The organism is Tsuneonella troitsensis (assembly GCF_001441535.1).
GTDB classification, from domain to species: Bacteria; Pseudomonadota; Alphaproteobacteria; order Sphingomonadales; family Sphingomonadaceae; genus Tsuneonella; species Tsuneonella troitsensis.
Window position 1 is genome coordinate 90761 of record NZ_LMAU01000005.1, and the last position, 16706, is coordinate 107466.

General features: G+C 56.7%; 20 protein-coding genes. 12 read left to right on the top strand and 8 right to left on the bottom strand.

Annotated elements, in window-relative coordinates:
* Positions 1-49: 49 nt before the first annotated feature.
* From AR323_RS11900 to AR323_RS11935, 7 genes are all read left to right on the top strand, one after another.
* Positions 50-673: a hypothetical protein gene (locus tag AR323_RS11900; protein WP_057884212.1), complete on the top strand. Its 624-nt coding sequence runs from the start codon at positions 50-52 to the stop codon at positions 671-673.
* A 21-nt stretch (positions 674-694) separates the two neighbouring features.
* Positions 695-1258, top strand: a complete 564-nt coding sequence (locus AR323_RS11905; RefSeq protein ID WP_057884213.1) for an HD domain-containing protein — start codon at positions 695-697, stop codon at positions 1256-1258.
* 884 nt (positions 1259-2142) lie between these two features.
* Positions 2143-2622: a GIY-YIG nuclease family protein gene (locus AR323_RS11915; RefSeq protein WP_057884215.1), complete on the top strand. Its 480-nt coding sequence runs from the start codon at positions 2143-2145 to the stop codon at positions 2620-2622.
* A 26-nt stretch (positions 2623-2648) separates the two neighbouring features.
* On the top strand, positions 2649-3203 hold the full coding sequence (locus tag AR323_RS11920) for a hypothetical protein (RefSeq protein WP_152980345.1): 555 nt from the start codon (positions 2649-2651) through the stop codon (positions 3201-3203).
* The gene (locus AR323_RS11925) at positions 3200-3874 is read left to right on the top strand and encodes a DUF6946 family protein (RefSeq protein WP_057884217.1); all 675 of its coding nucleotides are present in this window, start codon (positions 3200-3202) and stop codon (positions 3872-3874) included. The genes AR323_RS11920 and AR323_RS11925 overlap by 4 nt, the downstream gene beginning before the upstream one ends.
* A gap of 128 nt (positions 3875-4002) precedes the next feature.
* Positions 4003-4467 (top strand): thermonuclease family protein, encoded by a 465-nt coding sequence (locus tag AR323_RS11930; protein ID WP_321164550.1) that lies wholly within the window; start codon positions 4003-4005, stop codon positions 4465-4467.
* A gap of 51 nt (positions 4468-4518) precedes the next feature.
* Positions 4519-5352, top strand: coding sequence for an EcsC family protein (locus AR323_RS11935; RefSeq protein WP_057884218.1), 834 nt, complete (start codon positions 4519-4521; stop codon positions 5350-5352).
* 57 nt (positions 5353-5409) lie between these two features.
* On the opposite strand, the gene AR323_RS14720 is transcribed toward AR323_RS11935, so the two are convergent.
* Together AR323_RS14720 and AR323_RS14725 are read right to left on the bottom strand one after the other, a co-directional pair.
* Positions 5410-5955: a hypothetical protein gene (locus AR323_RS14720; RefSeq protein WP_152980346.1), complete on the bottom strand. Its 546-nt coding sequence runs from the start codon at positions 5953-5955 to the stop codon at positions 5410-5412.
* 383 nt (positions 5956-6338) lie between these two features.
* Positions 6339-6899, bottom strand: a complete 561-nt coding sequence (locus AR323_RS14725) for a hypothetical protein (RefSeq protein ID WP_161808750.1) — start codon at positions 6897-6899, stop codon at positions 6339-6341.
* Between the two features lie 142 nt (positions 6900-7041).
* Between AR323_RS14725 and AR323_RS11945 the strand changes: the two genes are divergently transcribed.
* The 4 genes from AR323_RS11945 to AR323_RS11960 all read left to right on the top strand — a co-directional run bounded on the left by AR323_RS11945 (position 7042) and on the right by AR323_RS11960 (position 9827).
* On the top strand, positions 7042-7374 hold the full coding sequence (locus AR323_RS11945; RefSeq protein WP_152980348.1) for a hypothetical protein: 333 nt from the start codon (positions 7042-7044) through the stop codon (positions 7372-7374).
* Positions 7375-7608: 234 nt separating this feature from the next.
* Positions 7609-8034, top strand: a complete 426-nt coding sequence (locus AR323_RS11950; RefSeq protein ID WP_057884318.1) for a MucR family transcriptional regulator — start codon at positions 7609-7611, stop codon at positions 8032-8034.
* A gap of 115 nt (positions 8035-8149) precedes the next feature.
* Entirely contained in the window at positions 8150-9346 is a 1197-nt protein-coding gene (locus AR323_RS11955) for a serine hydrolase domain-containing protein (RefSeq protein WP_057884221.1), read from the top strand.
* 130 nt (positions 9347-9476) lie between these two features.
* Positions 9477-9827: a response regulator gene (locus tag AR323_RS11960; RefSeq protein ID WP_057884222.1), complete on the top strand. Its 351-nt coding sequence runs from the start codon at positions 9477-9479 to the stop codon at positions 9825-9827.
* Between the two features lie 19 nt (positions 9828-9846).
* Here the strand turns inward: AR323_RS11960 and AR323_RS11965 are convergent, their stop codons facing one another.
* Both AR323_RS11965 and AR323_RS11970 read right to left on the bottom strand, forming a co-directional pair.
* Positions 9847-10332, bottom strand: coding sequence for an MgtC/SapB family protein (locus AR323_RS11965; protein ID WP_057884223.1), 486 nt, complete (start codon positions 10330-10332; stop codon positions 9847-9849).
* A gap of 712 nt (positions 10333-11044) precedes the next feature.
* Positions 11045-11689, bottom strand: coding sequence for a hypothetical protein (locus AR323_RS11970; protein ID WP_161808751.1), 645 nt, complete (start codon positions 11687-11689; stop codon positions 11045-11047).
* A gap of 56 nt (positions 11690-11745) precedes the next feature.
* Here AR323_RS11970 and AR323_RS11975 point away from each other — a divergent pair, with 56 nt between their 5' ends.
* On the top strand, positions 11746-12354 hold the full coding sequence (locus tag AR323_RS11975; RefSeq protein ID WP_057884225.1) for a recombinase family protein: 609 nt from the start codon (positions 11746-11748) through the stop codon (positions 12352-12354).
* A 293-nt stretch (positions 12355-12647) separates the two neighbouring features.
* On the opposite strand, the gene AR323_RS11980 is transcribed toward AR323_RS11975, so the two are convergent.
* From AR323_RS11980 to AR323_RS11995, 4 genes are all read right to left on the bottom strand, one after another.
* The gene (locus AR323_RS11980; protein WP_161808752.1) at positions 12648-13256 is read right to left on the bottom strand and encodes a GIY-YIG nuclease family protein; all 609 of its coding nucleotides are present in this window, start codon (positions 13254-13256) and stop codon (positions 12648-12650) included.
* Positions 13257-13644: 388 nt separating this feature from the next.
* Positions 13645-14466 carry a 3'-5' exonuclease gene (locus AR323_RS15380; protein WP_083495407.1) on the bottom strand — a complete coding sequence of 274 codons (822 nt, stop codon included), beginning with the start codon at positions 14464-14466 and terminating at the stop codon, positions 13645-13647.
* 207 nt (positions 14467-14673) lie between these two features.
* A complete protein-coding gene (locus AR323_RS14730; protein ID WP_152980350.1) occupies positions 14674-15858 on the bottom strand; it encodes a PDDEXK family nuclease in 1185 nt (394 codons plus the stop codon).
* Positions 15859-16569, bottom strand: a complete 711-nt coding sequence (locus AR323_RS11995; protein ID WP_152980351.1) for a hypothetical protein — start codon at positions 16567-16569, stop codon at positions 15859-15861.
* Positions 16570-16706 lie beyond the last annotated feature (137 nt).

Genomic DNA, 16706 nt, shown 5'->3' on the forward strand with positions numbered 1-16706 from the left:
CCGACCTTATGATGGTTGGAAAGTAGCGCAAGGGGGAGGCGCAGGAGGCATGGGGCAAAAAAAGGTGAGTTACGAAGGCCTTGATAAGCTTGGCCGGGAGCGCCTCTCACCGAGCTTCTTCATGCGCGATTTCCTCTACTCGGAGATCGCCAACTTCTACGGCGTACCGAACATCCCGGATGATCCTAAACTCGCCGTGGAGGCGGGTCGGCGGCTCTGCGAGGAACTACTGGAGCCGCTTCAGGAGCGGTTCGGGCGCATTTCGATCCGCTCCGCCTATCGCTCCAGTGCAGTCAACGCGCTTGGCAACGAGAAGGGGCACAACTGCGCTTCCAACGAGGGGAACTACGCAGCCCATATTTGGGACCGCAAGGACGCCAATGACTGCATTGGGGCAACGGCGTGCGTCGTGGTGAACAGCTTCGTACCCTATTACGAGCGCACTGGTCATTGGGAGGCGCTGGCGTGGTGGGTGCACGACCACCTGCCGTACGCAACGATGACCTTTTTCCCGAAGTTGGCGGCATTCAATCTGCGCTGGCATGAGAATCCAGCGCGGCACATCAAGAGCGAGATACCCCCACGGAAGGGAACTTTGACAAAACCGGGTATGGCGAACTTCGAAGGTACCCACGAGAAAGAGTACGCCGAGTGGCTCAGCCAGTTGGGCTGAGGATCGTCGGCAGGAGAACACATGAATAACGACCTGATACTAATCCTCAATGCGGCGTCCTTTGCTGCCGACAAACATCGTCGGCAACGTCGCAAGGACGCCGACGCTTCCCCCTACATCAATCACCCGCTCGCACTTGCCGACATCCTCGCCAGAGAAGGCGGCGTGGAGGATGCGACCGTCATCGCGGCAGCACTCCTGCACGACACCGTTGAAGATACCGAGACTTCAATCGAAGAGATCGAGGATCGCTTCGGCAAACGGGTGGCCTCAATCGTCGCCGAGGTCACCGATGATAAATCTCTGCCCAAGGAAGAGCGCAAGCGGCTTCAGGTGGTGAAGTCCGCCTCGAAATCGCAGGGAGCCAAGCTGGTGAAGCTGGCGGACAAAACGGCGAACCTGCGCGATCTCGTGGCGACGCCCCCCGCTGACTGGTCAGCCGAACGGCGAGCCAAGTATTTCGAATGGGCCCGCGAGGTCGTCGAAGGTTTGCGTGGCTGCAATGCCGCGCTGGAAGCGTCGTTCGACGAAGCGTATGCCAAAGGAATGAACTCCGGACCAAGCCATCATGACCGACGCGGCTGAAGAGATTCCGTGCAAGTGCTGCTCGCCGGATGCTGACTTTCGTCAGTTTAAGGAATGGAGGGCATTTGACGAGTGGGACACAACTAACGGTCGCTTTGGCGATGCTCGGGTTGACGAGTGCGTGGAGTGTGGACGCCTGTGGCTCCGATATTTCGTTGAATACGAGATGATCTCACGCTCGGGCAGGTGGGCGCGCGGTCTTATCGACCCGGACACAGCGGGATCGATAACGCTGGAGAACGTGACGCGTTATCTCGATGGTCTGCCCCACCTCATTCGCGGTGGCTCATATTTTGAGAAGGCTGAGTGGAGTTCGGAACCCGTGTGGTGGAACATGTAATGGCGATGTGATCGAATGATCTGACCTCGGCGTGGCTATCCGCTCCAAGACTCGGGTGCATAGCAGTATGTCGCCTCGAACGCCTTCCCACCACACGATTGGCACCTGAGGTTCTGTTGGAGCGCGTCGAGCTTTGTGCTTGCCCCGCGCATCGCAAGTACCGCCTGTAGCGCCAGCGGGTCTCTGCGCACTGTGTGACCGCACGAGCAAATGAGCTTCAGCCAGTAGCCGTGCCGCGCGAGATCGGAGAGGGTACGGGGGCGATGCCTGACCATGTCGATCGATTAGAACGAAGGCAGAACATCGGGCAAGGAGGACCTCACGGATGACCTGTTGATTGCCGCACTACCACGAGACGCGGCCTTGTTTTTACACAAGGTTGGTGGGCAGGAGTGGACCTCTAGGTGCGCGCACATAAGCCTGATCGCCATTGAAAACAGCCTGTCTCGTGAGCCAACCTCCCATTTTCTGCCTTTGTGACGTCTCACCTTTTGCCAGTTGGCACCTCGAACTTCACGAGACATAATAACGCTGAGGGGGCGATATGGATTTTAGTCGTCAGTCTTTAGATCAAGCGGGCTTTGGCAAGTGGAACCGCATTGGCGAACTCTCCAACGGTACGTTGCCCGATGGTCCCGGCGTCTATCTCGTGCGGTACCCGCGAGCCGCCCCATCGTTCACTGAGCTTAGCTGCGGCGGTTGGTTCAAAGGACGCGACCCGACTGTCGCGCGCGAGAGCCTCGACGCCAACTGGGTGACCGGCACTGACATCGTCTACATCGGCAAAGCCAACAACCTGCGCCGCCGCATCCGAGAGTTAGCGCGGTTTGGGCAGGGCCACGCAATCGGACATTGGGGAGGACGGCTGATGTGGCAGCTTGAAGCGCCAGAGGAACTCGAAGTGAGTTGGCTGGAGACCACAGGCCGCGATCCGTATGCTGCTGAGACCGAAATGATCACTGCCTTTAGGAGCGCCTTCGGCAAGCCGCCTTTCGCCAATGACCCGCATCGGCTCGGTGGATGAGCACTGCTGCCAACGGGAAAGCCACAATGAACGTAACCGAGACCGACATCGCAATCGCGGAGGCGCTCTATCCCATCCTCGTCGAGTGCGCGCGGTCGGAGCCCATTCGGACGCTCACATATGGCGATCTCCTCGCCACGGCAAAGTCGCGTCAACAAGATGATCACCCTGTTCAAAACGCGATCCCGGTTTCGCTCGGACGGAGGCTAGACGTCATCCGACTGTTTATTGCCGAGCAGAAACTGCCCAACCTCACGAGCTTGATCGTGAACGCAGGCACTGGCGAAGTGGGGGCAGCGTTCGGAAAGAACCCTGAAGAGGCGCGTGAACAGGTCGCAGCTTTCGACTGGGATAAGGTCTCGGATCAGTTCAGCTTGAAGCTTGCGGGTCTCAAGAAATCTGCGGAAGCGCGTGCAAGGCCGAAGCTTTCGCGTGCCGAGGCAAAGGACGCGATGGCCCGATACTACCAGAAGAACCGAACCCAGCTTCCGCACGGCATCGAGCGCAAGCGGGACGAGATCATCGCCTCGATTATGAGTGGTGCGACCCCAGAAGATGCCTTCCAAGCGGCTTCGTCATGACTAGCTCAAAAGTCCTCATCCCCTCCAACGGACCTGACGATTGGAAACGATTCCTCGCCCAACCTGACCTTCACTGGGCGACAGGATACTCGGCTCGCACCCTCGCTCACGCGTGGGAGGCTGCGAATGGCCTACCGCCCGAGATTGCCAAACTCACCGAGCAAGCCTTCGGCCCGAGCGAACTTCTAGTAGCCATCCCCGAGCACAAGACGGTTCTACCGGGAGGACGGCGGGAAAGTCAGTCCGATGTCTTCATCCTTGTGCGACATCAGCAGGGCCTCGCGACGTATACCATCGAGGGCAAAGTTGACGAGCCGTTCGGCCCGACCGTGGGGGATTGGATGATCGAGGCCTCAGCGGGCAAATCCGAGCGCCTCCAGTACATTTCGGACCTTCTTGGCCTGACCGAGATACCTCCCGACATTCACTACCAGCTTCTTCACCGGACAGCCTCTGCACTGATTGAGGCGGATCGGTTTGACGCGAAGCTCGCCGGAATGATCGTCCACTCGTTCTCGCCAACACAGCGTTGGAGGGATGCGTTCGAGCGATTTGCCCGGTTGTTTGGTGCGACCGGCGAGGCCGATGCTCGGATGACGCTGACCGTTCCGTCCGGTCGATCCCTCATGCTGGGCTGGGCCACGGGCTCTCAGACATTCCGGTCGGCATGATCCGGAAACCGGCGAAACGAAAGACGCGCAGGAAGTCTACTTCGCCTCCAGCCAACGTGTTGCAGTTTCGCAAGCGCCCCATATTGCTCGTTCGAGCCTCAGCGTGGTTTGACGGAGCGAAGTGGCCATTGGCTCTCCTTCTCGTTTCTCCGGTGATCGGCATCGGAGCAGCTTGGCTTTGGAATAATCCGCCCGCCTCTCCGATCAGCTTCGCGCTCTTCACCAGCGAACCCATTGTCGAACAGTATGATGTCACCTTCTCGGAGTGTGGCAGTGGTGGGCGGGTAACCTGCGTTATAGATGGCGACACCATCTGGCTAAATGGCGAGAAGATCAGGATCGCTGACATCAACACGCCCGAAGTGAGCGAGCCCCAGTGCGCACAGGAAGCGCAACTAGGAGCGCAGGCGACTCAACGCCTGATCGGGCTGCTCAATGAGGGCGGCTTTAGCCTCGAAGCCGTAGACCGCGATGAAGACGCGTATGGCCGGAAGCTCAGGGTGATCACACGTGATGGCGACAGCGTCGGTCAGCGACTGGTCGAAGAGGAACTGGCTGAAACTTGGACAGGTCGGCGTGGAAGCTGGTGCTGACCTTCTGATCGTGTCTAAGCGGGTAAGGTAATGAAGTGATGAGGGAAGTGAATGCTTGATCTTGGGAATGCATGCAGCGGGTTTAGCGAGACTGAGATCGACGAACTGGAGGCAATCGCGGCGCAGTACTCCGAAGCCACCGGATTGGTGATTAAAGCCGCAAGTTGGGTCGGCGGCAAAGCTGATCAGCTTCTGAGCAAGGTATCAGACGAGTGGCAGGCGCAAATCACTGAAGCGACAGACCTCGCACTCCGCGAGAGTTATAAGCTCGCCTTCGCAACTCAAGCTGATGAGCAATCCACTTCGCTGCTCAATCAGGCGCTGGGCTGGGCAAATGGCGAAAGATGGCATGCCGTTGCAACCGGCGTGACAGGGGCTCTCGGTGGCCTTGGCGGTGTAGCGACGACGCTTATTGATCTCCCAGTCACTACCACGCTTATATTGCGTTCCATTCAACAGATCGCCGCCAGCTATGATGAAGATGTCACGGACGAGGACGTGCGCGTCCAATGTTTGGGTGTGTTTGGGTTCGGCGGTCCTCTCACCGAAGACGATCAAGCGGAGACAGGTTTGTTCGCCAGTCGCATAGCGATAACGGGTGCGACACTTTCGGAGGCGCTGAAGGTGGTCCTGCCTCGCCTTGGAGTAGTTGTGGGGGAAAAGGTACTGGCTCAGGCAACGCCGGTTCTGGGGGCGGTGGCAGGCGCGACCCTAAACACAGTGTTCTCAAACTACTATCAGACGATGGCGCACGTTCACTTCCGCCTTCGGCGACTTGAGCGCAATCACGATCAGGAACAGGTCAAAGCCTGCTTCGAGCGCGTGTTGAAAACGCGAAAGGAGAAGCGCAAACGGATGCAGGTTACCGCTAAAGCGTCCACGTAGCGCGGCAATGCATTGATTTTCGAAGTGGCGCACGCGGTCCGCATTCGTGATCGCACATCAATCATCAATGGAAAGCGGATCGAGTTTCAGTTGCCTTTTGATGTGGCGTGCGAGGGCGGCGTCATCATCGAACGTGTCGAAGTGAGCTTTCGCGAGATTACGTTCGCAACGTGCTGATACCTCCTCAAGCAACTCTAGCGTTCCTTGAAGATGGGCATGCGCGTCTCGCTCAGCGAGGTCGGGCAAACGCTTTAGCCGCGCTTCGATCCAGTCAGGAACTCGGCGTTCGAGTATGACCAACAGGTCTTGCGACTCCGGTTCGAATGGCATGCTCTTGATCTGCTCGCGCGCCTTGTCGCAGCTTCGTCGAATGACGGCGACACGGTTTGGAGATTCATGTGCGGCGACTGCCAATAAAGCCCAAGCATCTGCGATTCGCGTCTCCGGATTTGCCCGCCAGCGCGCGAACCAACCCTTCTGAGATGGCGCAGCTTGCCGAGGGGGCTGACCGGCAGAGGGAACAGGAGTCGAGCGTCCGCCTATCACTGAGAGCAGCACCACCAACAGTAACACCCCAACGGCTATCAGAGCCATAATCGCCATGTTTCACCTGAGCTTATGTGCATTCTACAGTAGCATTGGGGGCGGGAGCACGTCAGGCATTACTGCCATCCAACTGATAGAACATCAGGTGCCTTAGGCGATAGCCACGGGGTGGGCCTAAATATGCGATGACGAACCCACTCAACCATCCACTTCGCGCTTACGTCGCCATGTTCCTGAAGAAGCCTATGCTCCCCTACGTAGTGACGATCCCTTTTCAACCGGGAGAGTGCCGGGAGCAGCGCGCTGACGATCTTCGCCAGTGGTGCGCGGCGAACTGCGCCGGGGAGTGGAGGCCAATGGAACGCTGGAGACCTTGCTCTGTCAGGATCAGCTTCGCAGCCGAGAGCGACGCAGTGAAGTTCCGCCTCTCGGTCTGACATTCAGGAAAGACTGGCCTCCGCCGTCTGGAAGTTGACCCGGACAAACTCGCAGCGAACTGGATCGCCGTAGAAGCGGAACGGATCGATTGGGCCGCCGCTGATCATGGTGTTTTCGAAGCCGACCTCCAGCATCACCTCCCTTCCCGCATGAATAGTGTGCCGCGTGGAGAACTCGATGTTCTGGCATCGTGCATCGAACCCGACGAGGTCCCTGCGCGATGGGTTGACCACGTGAGCATAAAGTGACGGATTGTACGGATCGTCCGTTTTGTTGAAGCGAACTATCTCAACGTAGGCGGTAGATGTAGGGAAGTTGGGAATTTGGTCCCAAGTCCATGTGCCCGGAGGCCCCATCTCGGGCGGAACGGAAGTACGGGGCGGATTCCCTGCCCGATAGACCAGAACCGCAACAGCCATGCAGACAGCAAAGCACGCTGCTTTGGTGGCCCGTGCAGAGGCACGCTGCCTTGCTGAATTGACATTGGGCGAAACGGAATTCGTTCTATCTCGGGTGCACTCTTCAGTCACGCCCCCAAATAGCACAAGAGTTGCGAAGCGCATCACAATTCCGAAAACGAATTCAGCAGTCCCGCCACAAACATGACTCATCTTAAATGAGACTCGTGCGGATCGAGAAAAATATTGCGAGCTTTCTGCCGTAGCACGTATTCGTATGTCTATCGACAACACGAAAGGTGCAATCATGATTACCGTCAATGTTTACAACATCGATTATGACACTGTAGATATGGAAGGCGTCGAACGGCGTAGCGAAATCGAACCTTCGCGGATTCCTACTGAGAAGACGTTCGAATTCGATCCCATCTATCTTCGGCTCATCAACTTCGATGACTGGGTCCGCTCACAAGTTGAGGATGAGTGGCTCGTGAATCGCTTCGACTATCAAATCATTTCGCCCGTCCCCCGCCTTCCGGTCCACGTAAAATGTCAGGCTCGCACGCTTGCTGGGGTGCCCCAGTTTACGCATCTGGCCGGAAAATCGTTTTCTTACGTCACCGCCCGTTTCTTCCGTTAACGAGTAGCGGCAGTCCTCCGGTTCCGGGATAGACCGGTCCGGAGGACAAACGGGCATGGAAGCGATAAGAATTGTCCCATCGCCGAATTTTTTTTTCGGTCGAGGATGGCTCTGTCATCGTCGAATGATATAAGTTCAGGGATTTCGACCCTACGAATTCATTGAACGTAGCCGTAAGCAACCGATTTGCCATTTCGATTATTGAAGCCCACAATGGTGATCAATGGAGGGCTTATGGAAAATCACGACGCACTACTCGAACTCACTGCCGACATCATCGGTGCGCACGTTTCTAACAACAGGATTGAAGCCGAGAAGCTGCCCGGACTTATAGCGAATGTCTTTTCGGCGCTATCCAACCTCGGCGCTCCTTCCGGGCCCATCGCGGAGAAACCTGAGCCCGCTGTTTCGGTGCGCTCCAGCATCAAGCCAGACCATCTGGTTTGTCTCGTCTGCGGAGCCAAGAACAAGATGCTGAAGCGGCACCTCTCGACGGCGCACGACATGTCGCCGCAGGAATATCGCGAGACGTTCGACCTGCGTCCGGACTATCCAATGGTGTCGTCTGAGTACGCGGAAACTCGAAGAGAACTGGCGAAGAAGATCGGTTTGGGTAGGAACCCTAATCAAAACCGTGGCCGAAAGCGCAAACCCACCTAATCGCCAGAGCATCCGCCAATCCCCTGAGAACGTAGTCGCTCACGGATTTGGATAGGCGAATTTCATTAAATGAACGTTTGAAGGCCACGACGGGCATTCCGGTTTGGGAGGAGCAATGAGGTTCGCATTTCAGTTTGTCGCTGGTTTGGCATTCGTATCAGCCAGTATAGCACCCGCTTCTGAGCCTGCGGAGTTACTTGCGCGCCTTCATTCCAGCAGCCAAGCGGCTCATAGCGATGCACTTTATATTGAGCAGGGCGGCCAAAGCCTCTTCACCGATGGAAATAACGAGGGTCCAATCGACCTGATGTCGGCGACGAAAGGTGTCGTCGCCTTGGCAATTGTGAAAGCCGTCGATGAGGGCGCTATCGCCGGTTTCGATGAGCCAATTTATCGTTGGTTCCCTGAGTGGAAGCAGGGCCAAAAGAAGGCGATCACATTAAGGATGTTGCTGGCTCACACCTCGGGTCTCCAGAACGTCGCCAATGCGGGTATTGAGGTCGAGTCGGCCCCGGATGTCGTGCAACTTGCTTTGTCTGCCGAACTCGAAAGCCCTCCCGGCCAAGTCTACAGCTACAATAACAAAGCGACGAACCTGCTGGGCGGAATAATCGAGCGTGCAACCGGCATGAAACTCGACGCCTATGTGGCGGATCGGATTTTCCGGCCCCTTGGCATCGTCCGCTGGGAGTGGCGGACCGACAAGGTTGGAAACCCTACAGCGATGGCTGGTTTGTCACTCAGTGCGCGAGATGCGGCAAAGATCGGTCGGTTAGTGCTCAATCGCGGACAATGGTCGGGACAATCGATCATCCGCAACGAGCTAATCGATATTATGGTTGGACCAAGCTCAGACCTCGCGCCAAACACCGGATTTATGTGGCACCGAACGCCGAGTTGGACGCGCTACACGATCTCGGAACGCACCGTCACTCGCTTTCGTGACATGGGATTATCGCAAGATGTCATCGAAGCAGTCCTACCGCTTAAGGACCAAACGTTTGATGATCGCGATTCACTAATGTCAGAGCTACGCGAACGCCTCGGGCCGACGCATGGCGCGTCATGGGGCCAAGCGATGAATCGCTCAGGAGCGACACCTGAAACTCTTTTCGACACCGAAAGCGGGCCTGTCGTCGCCTTTAGTGCGAGGGGCTACCTCGGACAGTATATTATTGTTGTCCCTCACGCCGATCTCGTCGTCGTCAGGCAATACCGATGGAGGCAGGACGCGCCTCCTGCGGACAATTTCCCGACGATCACACAAGATGTTTTGGACCTCGGTGCCGCTCTCACGCGCAATCGCATGTGACTTAGTTCATTCTAATGGAAGGCTACTTCATTAAGGACTCGCGAAACACTGTCATTGAGATATTTTGATGTTAGTCGCGTCAGGGGCCTCACGCAGGTTGGCACGTAGGCCTCGGTGATGGGAGGGCAATGTGCACGCACTGATCATCGAGCCGCAAGGCCTAATCAGCCTGACGATTGAGGACGAACTGCGAGACTTGGGGTTTTCTTCGTTCGATAGCGCGTTCACTCAAGACAGCGCCATCACGGCGGCGAAGGTACGACCGCCAGATTTGATTACTGCCAGTTTGCGACTCGTGCGCGGCGACGGTGTCTCGGCGGTGAAGGCGATCTGGACTGACCGGAAAGTGCCAACGGTGTTCATCGTCAGTGATGTTGACGAAGCTAAAGCCCTCATCGGCGAGACTCCGGTTATCTCTAAGCCGATCACGAAGTCAGCCCTGCGTAAAGCGGTCCATCGCGTGATGAAGATCGCTGAATAAATGAAGGTGGGACGACTGGTTACGTACGGTCAGTTGATCGGATAGGGAGGCTGTCTTCTGACGACGCCTTTACCTCGCGCTTAAGGGGCGAAAGTAGCCACAAAGTGATCACTGTCACTGCCGACAACATCAACGCGACGTCGAGACTTCCCAGCCCCACCGAAACTCCAATCGCTCCGGTGACCCATAGACTCGCAGCGGTAGCCGTCCCCTTCACCGAATCCTTAAGTCGGAGGATCGCACCTCCGCCGATGAACCCCATCCCAGTAATGAGACCCTCGACAATGCGCGCCATAGCCTCGGGGGATGCGCTCGTGATGGATTCGGCAGCCTGAATGAAGCCGCATGTTGCTACAGCAACAAGTGGGAAAGTGCGCAATCCGGCGCTGCGCTCTTCGTGCTCGCGGTTCCACCCAATCGGGAATGCGAGCGCGTAGGCGAGAGCGAGTGCGACAAAGTGCGGCAGGATGTTGAACCCATCGGGACCTGCAAACTGATCAAACATTGGTAGCTTTCATATTTGCGCGAGGCAGGGCTTGAGGCGCAACGGGTGGATGATGGTCGGTAATGCCAAAATGCAGTAGGAACGGCCTACAAGATTGGATTGTTTTGAAACCTCAGTCATTATCGTACGCGGTAACGGGGCTGTCCTCAACAAGGGCTGGGGATCGCCACTCACACCGTATTTGCGCCGCAGAAGAGTGAGATCATACGCTCGTCTGTTCGGGCGGCACGCCTCCCGGCAAGGTAGCTGCACCTTGAGCTTCTTTGCATCCAGTATCGATCCCAAGGCCATAACATGTCATGGAAAGCGACCTCATCGCGCAGGCCCTTATGATCGGCTCCTACCGCCACGCAATCGTCTGCGCTCGACGTTGATGCCCCAGAGGTTCCGCTGATCGGTGGAGCCAGTGGAGGGGTGGAGGCACCCTTTTTCTCATCGAGTTTTTCCCGACGCATTTGCGTTGCGGAATTCCGTTTATCGGATTTCTGCCTCCATAAGTTCCACTCCTCCACTTGTGAATGAAATCGACGGGAAACTGCCGTTCCTTGGCTGTGATGGCGTGGACGTGATGTGGAGGTTGTGGAGCCATTCCAAAGACCCCCTCGAAATCCGGGTGTAATCGTCGTCCCGAAAACGGCAGAAATCTGCGCTTCCGGCCTCAGCCCCAGAATGCCTTCCGGACTGTTCCAGATATGGATGGAATGGAACGCGATCACGACCGGTTTGCGAGAAAGGCGGTCACCTGAGCGAATGGCACACCAGTGATCTGTGAACTCACGGGAGCCGGATCGACGGTGACGCCCGGAGCGGTTGAGATCGTCTTAGGCAACTTCCACTGCCCGCCGCGCTTAACAACAATCAGCCGCTCACCTCTCGCGGCCAATGGCAGGACCGCTTCAAGCAGCCACCGACGCGTTATGACTGAAGACGGCAGGCGTTTAATGACCGCCCGGTTGTCCGCTTCCTCACTGAGCTTCGGACTGCGATACGCGCATGCGTTGACGACGACAGCTTTTCCCGCCGCGACAAGATGGCCGTAGTTCGTGCGGTCGTAGTAGCGAGACACGAACGACCAGTCGGAACCCGAAGGATCATCGACGCGAGCGATGTAGGCGCTCACCGATGCAGCATCGGGGAACTCGGTTGGGGTAAGGTCCGAGTTGTAGCCAGCGTTCGCCCCGAGGATGACTACGGGGGCATTCAGCACATCGCCTATGTACGGGCTCACTGGATAATCGAGGTTGAAGCTGTGCGGTTCGCTGTTGAGCAGCTTCCGATCCAGACGATGAGCCCAGCGTCCTCGCTCATCTACTTGTTGCTCTCCGTTCCAGAACTCCACGATGTCACCAATCTGCATCAAACCCTCCGAAATCATTTACTTGACGAAATCTCGATCTGTGAGAGTCCCGCCTAATGAAACGCGTTGCTCTCTACACCCGCATCTCCACCGCTGATCGCCAACAGACCATCGACAATCAACTCCGCGATCTCAACCTTGCTGCCGAGCGCATGGGCTGGGAGATCGTCGCTCACTATAGTGATGAAGGCATCTCAGGAGCCAAGGGACGTGATCGTCGTCCGGGTCTCGATGCCATGCTGAACGCCATCACCCGAAAGGAGTTCGACATGGTCGCCGCGTGGTCGGTGTGCAGATTGGGCCGATCTCTCCAGCACCTCGTATCCCTGCTTGGCGACCTCAATGCCCGAGGCGTCGATCTCTACCTGCACGTACAGGCCCTCGACACATCCACACCTTCGGGACGAGCCATGTTCCAGATGCTGGGAGTCTTCTCGGAGTTTGAGCGCGCCATGGTCTCCGAGCGCGTCAAATCTTCGCTCGCCCGTCTCCGCGAACAGGGTAAGGTACTCGGGCGCAAGCCACTCGATCCCAAGACGGTCGAGAGGATCGAGCAATCGCTCATTGAGGGCATAAGCATCAATGCAACCGCCCGAGCGTTCAAGGTCGGTGTCGGTACCGTCCACCGCATCAAGACCAAGATGACCCTTGCGGAAGCCGCATGACGAAGGGACATCAAAAAGGTCCGAAGGGGTCGCATCGGGTATTTCGCCTCGCGTATGTCGCATCGGGTATAACGGGAAGTAACCCCTACGACTGAGGTCTCAAGGGAACCATTCGAAGCAGCCGGAGCCGCCGCCTCAAGAAAAGATCGACATTATCGCTAAGATGGCGATCACCCAGACCCACAAAGGCGGCGGCGGAGGAAAAGATGTCCGATCCACTAGTTTGCGCCTCACGGGTCTACTCCAGCCGGATCAGCAATGACGGAAGCAGCCAACAAGCTGGTCGCGAGTTCTCAAGCAAAGGGATATTTCTGAAGGTGTCGCCGGTCGTTACGGAAATATGCACCCTCGATATAATCTACTAGCCACGCGGCGCAAACTGAACCGCTCTGCGTGTAGGCGCTCTTATTGCCGGTGAAGTCAACGTTCTGGAGCGCCCTAACCAACTCTCGACCAGTCAAACCCGGATTCCGCTCCGCCACTGTGTATATTTTCCCGAAGACGCTTGTGCGCGATTTGGGCTCCTGAGGCCCCGCCATCATCTTGGTGTCAGCAAGCTTGAAGCGCGAGGGTATCTCTTCAACGCTGCCCAAAGCATGATCGTCTGCATATTTGCGAAGCTCTACTCCATCCTTCTTTGCGGAGGAGGCATAGACCTGAGCGTTCGTAAGCGGACCGGTTCCACTCCACACCAGCCCAATCTCATTGATCAGGTATTCTTCACGATCCCAAGGTTCGACATCGTGAAAGCCATCAATCTCACGAATGACCTCTTTGCCCTCGGACCAGACCTGCCGAATGGTTTCGAGTTTCAGGCTATTGCGCTTGGGGTCTTTAGCCTCCTCCTCGTGCGAGAAAAGTCGCAATCCCTGCCCTATTCCGACGTAGAAAGGCGTACCCACCCCGCCCCACCGCGTCGCTTTATCTGGCTTTCGAAGAATATATACGTAGTGCCGGAACGCTGATTGCCTCATTATGGCTTTCAACTGATCGGCGCACTCAATGAGCAACCCAGTCCGCGAATGATTTTGCATGGTCTCACCCCACGTTGGTAACACCCGCTTTGCACTAGGGTGATAGAAGAGTAAGCCACCGGACTCGCCCACAAGGCGTAGCGAGTCCAGCGACTTAACTCCCGTGACCGGTGAATTTCACCGACCCCTCAACGCACCGGAAGCGTCTAGCACCGCCACCGGACGGGTCAGCGGGAAATAACCAATCTCGTTCGCCTTGGCTACCCTGCTGGGAAGGGCAAGTTCGCACATCTTTGTCGAACGCCAGCATCCCTCTTCAAGTTCTAACACGCCATTTTTGGCGGCAACTTGGGCATATAATCTCAAGATGCCGGTTCAGCGGGACTCGCACAGCTTGATCGCAAATAGGACAAACAGGGTAAACTTTTCCGCTCCTCATTGCGAACCCGCCTTCTAGTACATGTTCCTGTTGCCTGCGAATTCGTTCGGCGGCTCTCGATGAAAAACCTTGCGAAGGAGGAACGCGCCAAGCCGGTAATTCTGGGTCAGGGGAGTACTCCGGCAAAGGCTCCGTATTTTCTGGGGGAGGCGTAATCACCTTTCGTCGGACAAGCTCGAAGAAGCATTTTCGAGTTGCGTGGGCGTCTGCGAGGGCATCGTGAGCGTTTTCGAAGTAGTGTCCGAAAATTTTGTAGTGAAGTTCCTCAAGCTTCGGCCACTTATGTCCGGTTCCCCCACGGGGCTTGGGAAGCTCGCACCAAGCTGTCGATAGAGCCATGGTGCAGATGTGATTTTTCGTATCAATCTCACAAGCTAGACCGGATCGATTGAGATCAGAACGAAGCATCCCGAGATCGAACGACATGTTGTGAGCGACGACACAGGTAACCGGACGTGCGTCAGAAAGAAATCGGGAGAGAATTGTACGTCTGTCTCGTCCTAAACGTTGGGCAGCCTCGGTCGTGATACCGTGAATGCGGGAGGCTTGCGTCGGAATGCTAAATCCTTCAGGCTTGATAATGTGACTCTCTTCGCGCTCTATGCGTCCCTCACGAGTAGCCACGACCCAAGCAATCTGAACTATTCGGTCAGATGCCTTGGATAAGCCTGTGGTCTCTGTGTCGAAGAATAGAAACACGCTTGGTCTACCTGCCTTTTCTCACTGAGCTTCCGAAGATACGCTCCGCGTTCCGTTTTCCTGAAATCCCGCCTTTAAGCCCCCGTTGCACTAGATGCCGTGAGTAACTCAACCAACTGATCGTTCAAAACGATTGTTGCTCAATCGCGCTGCGTGGCTGCGAATGTCGAGCCAAGTTTCTTCGACCACAGTTCGGTCCGCCGTCTGCTACTCTTGTTGAGTGCGAAGAACGTGAAGCAGATTCCGGATCGCCATCCGCCAACCTTCTGCCTTTGTGGGCACAAGGTCTTCGATGCGTGGAGCCGACTTACCGTTCGTACTTACGTATGGTGACCCATCGGAACCATGAGCAACGCTTCCGCCGATAAGTTCTGCGAGAGCCCTAGCGTAATCCTCAGCGGCCTCGACAGGCATCTTCCAGCCCAACGCGTTCGTCCAAAGTTGGCCGTTCTTCTGAATGTAGCCAAGGTTTGCGGGACTATCGCGGCCCACCTCAGCTTTGAGATTCAGCGAGCCTAACATCTCAGGATAGACTCCTGACGGTTCTAAGCTGGCAATGAAATCGCGGACATCGGCTGCAAGGCCGGGTCGGCGAGCATCCATGATTTCATCAAACTCAATCTCGGTAAGACCCCGAGGCCTCGCCGAGGGCGAGCCTGCCACCTCGCTAATGGCTTCGACCACGATAGGTCCGTTCGACCGATCAACTCGCACAACGCCACGCTCAATCATGAGCGTCTTTGCAAGTGTGGAAGGAACAACGAAGAGGTCACCGTCTCCTCCTCTGTAGATAGCGAGTTCAACAAGCGCGAAGGTGAAGTGCGCTCCAGCATGGCTTTGGAGAACGGCGGCTAAGGTCTCGGCTTCCCGTCGAACGCCGTCGCCAACCACCAGCGCCAGCATTCGTCCCCGAGCAAGGTTAGCGGCGATAGCATCGGCGAATGTACATTCGTCGAGTGCCTCCGGCTGAGATGCGACGAGCGCATGGAGGGATACGGGATGGCCATCTGTGTGCTGGGCTGCGCAAACAGCGGCCTCGAATTGCCCAAAGCTCATGGCCGAAAGAGCAGCGACATAGTCGAGTGTCTGAGCCACCACTTCGCGTCTCGCTTGCGAATTCGCATGCAACTTCGTCTCGACCACCACGATATCGCCGCCGCCTGTAAGAAACAGGTTATCGATGTACCCATGGCCACAGGATATCTCCCGACCCGCAGGGATGAGGCGCTCAAAGGCTGGTTCGATCTCAGCGACTGGCAGTACTTCAGGATGGCTGGCAATCAGCTTTTGAAGCCACTCCTCGTTGAAACCAAGATCACCCAATGACAGCTTTTGAAGCTTCTCGTCGGGCGAACCGCTGCGAATCCGAACCGGTCGTGTGGAAGCTCGCATTCATTCATCCCCCTCCAGTGCACCTTCAGCATCGTCAGCGCAGCGTTGCAAGCGAGGGAGCAGGAGAGCGGTCACAGCTTCACGTGGCGAGCCTTCGTCAATGCTGCTGCGGATGTTGAATGACTTGAGGTCCTGATTGGAACCAACGGGCAGCATCGCGAGGTGACCCTCCTCACTTAATGCGAAGCTCCTCCCTTCCTCAAGCGGATTGAACTGTAGGTAATAGGTGCCCCATCCGCTGTGATACATGGTCTGCATCGTCCAAGGCTGACGACTGCTCAACGATGGAAGACAGTCCACAGCAGCCGCGAACATGCGCGCCCAGCAGTCAAAGCGTCCCTTTGGGAAGTTCCGCCATCCCTCTTCAAGGGTGATCCTCGCGTGTGCAGCAAGGCAACTTACGGTGCTTTGTAACGGCTCATTGGCAGATTCGGGCCAAAGCTCCTCCAAAACGGTTTGTGCCTCGGTGCTGTCGAACTCGAACCGGCCATCCCAGACCCACAGCGCAGTCATGTCTCCGAGCCTGAGTACCGGAGCCATGTCGTCAGAAGTTGGACCGCTCCAAATGGTGATCGCGTTTCTCTGCCACTCCTTGCGTGGCGCGACATCAGCGTAGAGACTTCGGTCTTCGCGATTGGCTTGCAGAAGCAACTCCGCTGTTACGCGCAAAGCGAACAGCCACGCATCGTATGTTGCTCCGTTTCGCGGCACGCTCGCTCGCCCTCCATTCTCCGAAGCAGCGTACCACCGGACTACCTACCGTGCACCGCTCCTGACCCCTGAAGATCAGCTTTGAACGAGTGAACAAGTGTGCGCGCACGAGTTCGCAATTACAGTTGGGCGTGGGG

What these genes read in the sequence shown, in the direction of transcription:
- AR323_RS11905 (WP_057884213.1), top strand. Translation starts at nt 695, where the DNA reads ATGAATAACGACCTGATACTAATCCTCAATGCGGCGTCCTTTGCTGCC.
- AR323_RS11955 (WP_057884221.1), top strand. Translation starts at nt 8,150, where the DNA reads ATGAGGTTCGCATTTCAGTTTGTCGCTGGTTTGGCATTCGTATCAGCC.
- AR323_RS14725 (WP_161808750.1), bottom strand. Translation starts at nt 6,899, where the DNA reads ATGCGCTTCGCAACTCTTGTGCTATTTGGGGGCGTGACTGAAGAGTGC.
- AR323_RS11965 (WP_057884223.1), bottom strand. Translation starts at nt 10,332, where the DNA reads ATGTTTGATCAGTTTGCAGGTCCCGATGGGTTCAACATCCTGCCGCAC.
- AR323_RS11920 (WP_152980345.1), top strand. Translation starts at nt 2,649, where the DNA reads ATGAACGTAACCGAGACCGACATCGCAATCGCGGAGGCGCTCTATCCC.
- AR323_RS11925 (WP_057884217.1), top strand. Translation starts at nt 3,200, where the DNA reads ATGACTAGCTCAAAAGTCCTCATCCCCTCCAACGGACCTGACGATTGG.
- AR323_RS11935 (WP_057884218.1), top strand. Translation starts at nt 4,519, where the DNA reads ATGCTTGATCTTGGGAATGCATGCAGCGGGTTTAGCGAGACTGAGATC.
- AR323_RS11915 (WP_057884215.1), top strand. Translation starts at nt 2,143, where the DNA reads ATGGATTTTAGTCGTCAGTCTTTAGATCAAGCGGGCTTTGGCAAGTGG.
- AR323_RS11950 (WP_057884318.1), top strand. Translation starts at nt 7,609, where the DNA reads ATGGAAAATCACGACGCACTACTCGAACTCACTGCCGACATCATCGGT.
- AR323_RS11975 (WP_057884225.1), top strand. Translation starts at nt 11,746, where the DNA reads ATGAAACGCGTTGCTCTCTACACCCGCATCTCCACCGCTGATCGCCAA.
- AR323_RS14720 (WP_152980346.1), bottom strand. Translation starts at nt 5,955, where the DNA reads ATGGCGATTATGGCTCTGATAGCCGTTGGGGTGTTACTGTTGGTGGTG.
- AR323_RS11900 (WP_057884212.1), top strand. Translation starts at nt 50, where the DNA reads ATGGGGCAAAAAAAGGTGAGTTACGAAGGCCTTGATAAGCTTGGCCGG.
- AR323_RS11945 (WP_152980348.1), top strand. Translation starts at nt 7,042, where the DNA reads ATGATTACCGTCAATGTTTACAACATCGATTATGACACTGTAGATATG.
- AR323_RS11970 (WP_161808751.1), bottom strand. Translation starts at nt 11,689, where the DNA reads ATGCAGATTGGTGACATCGTGGAGTTCTGGAACGGAGAGCAACAAGTA.
- AR323_RS14730 (WP_152980350.1), bottom strand. Translation starts at nt 15,858, where the DNA reads ATGCGAGCTTCCACACGACCGGTTCGGATTCGCAGCGGTTCGCCCGAC.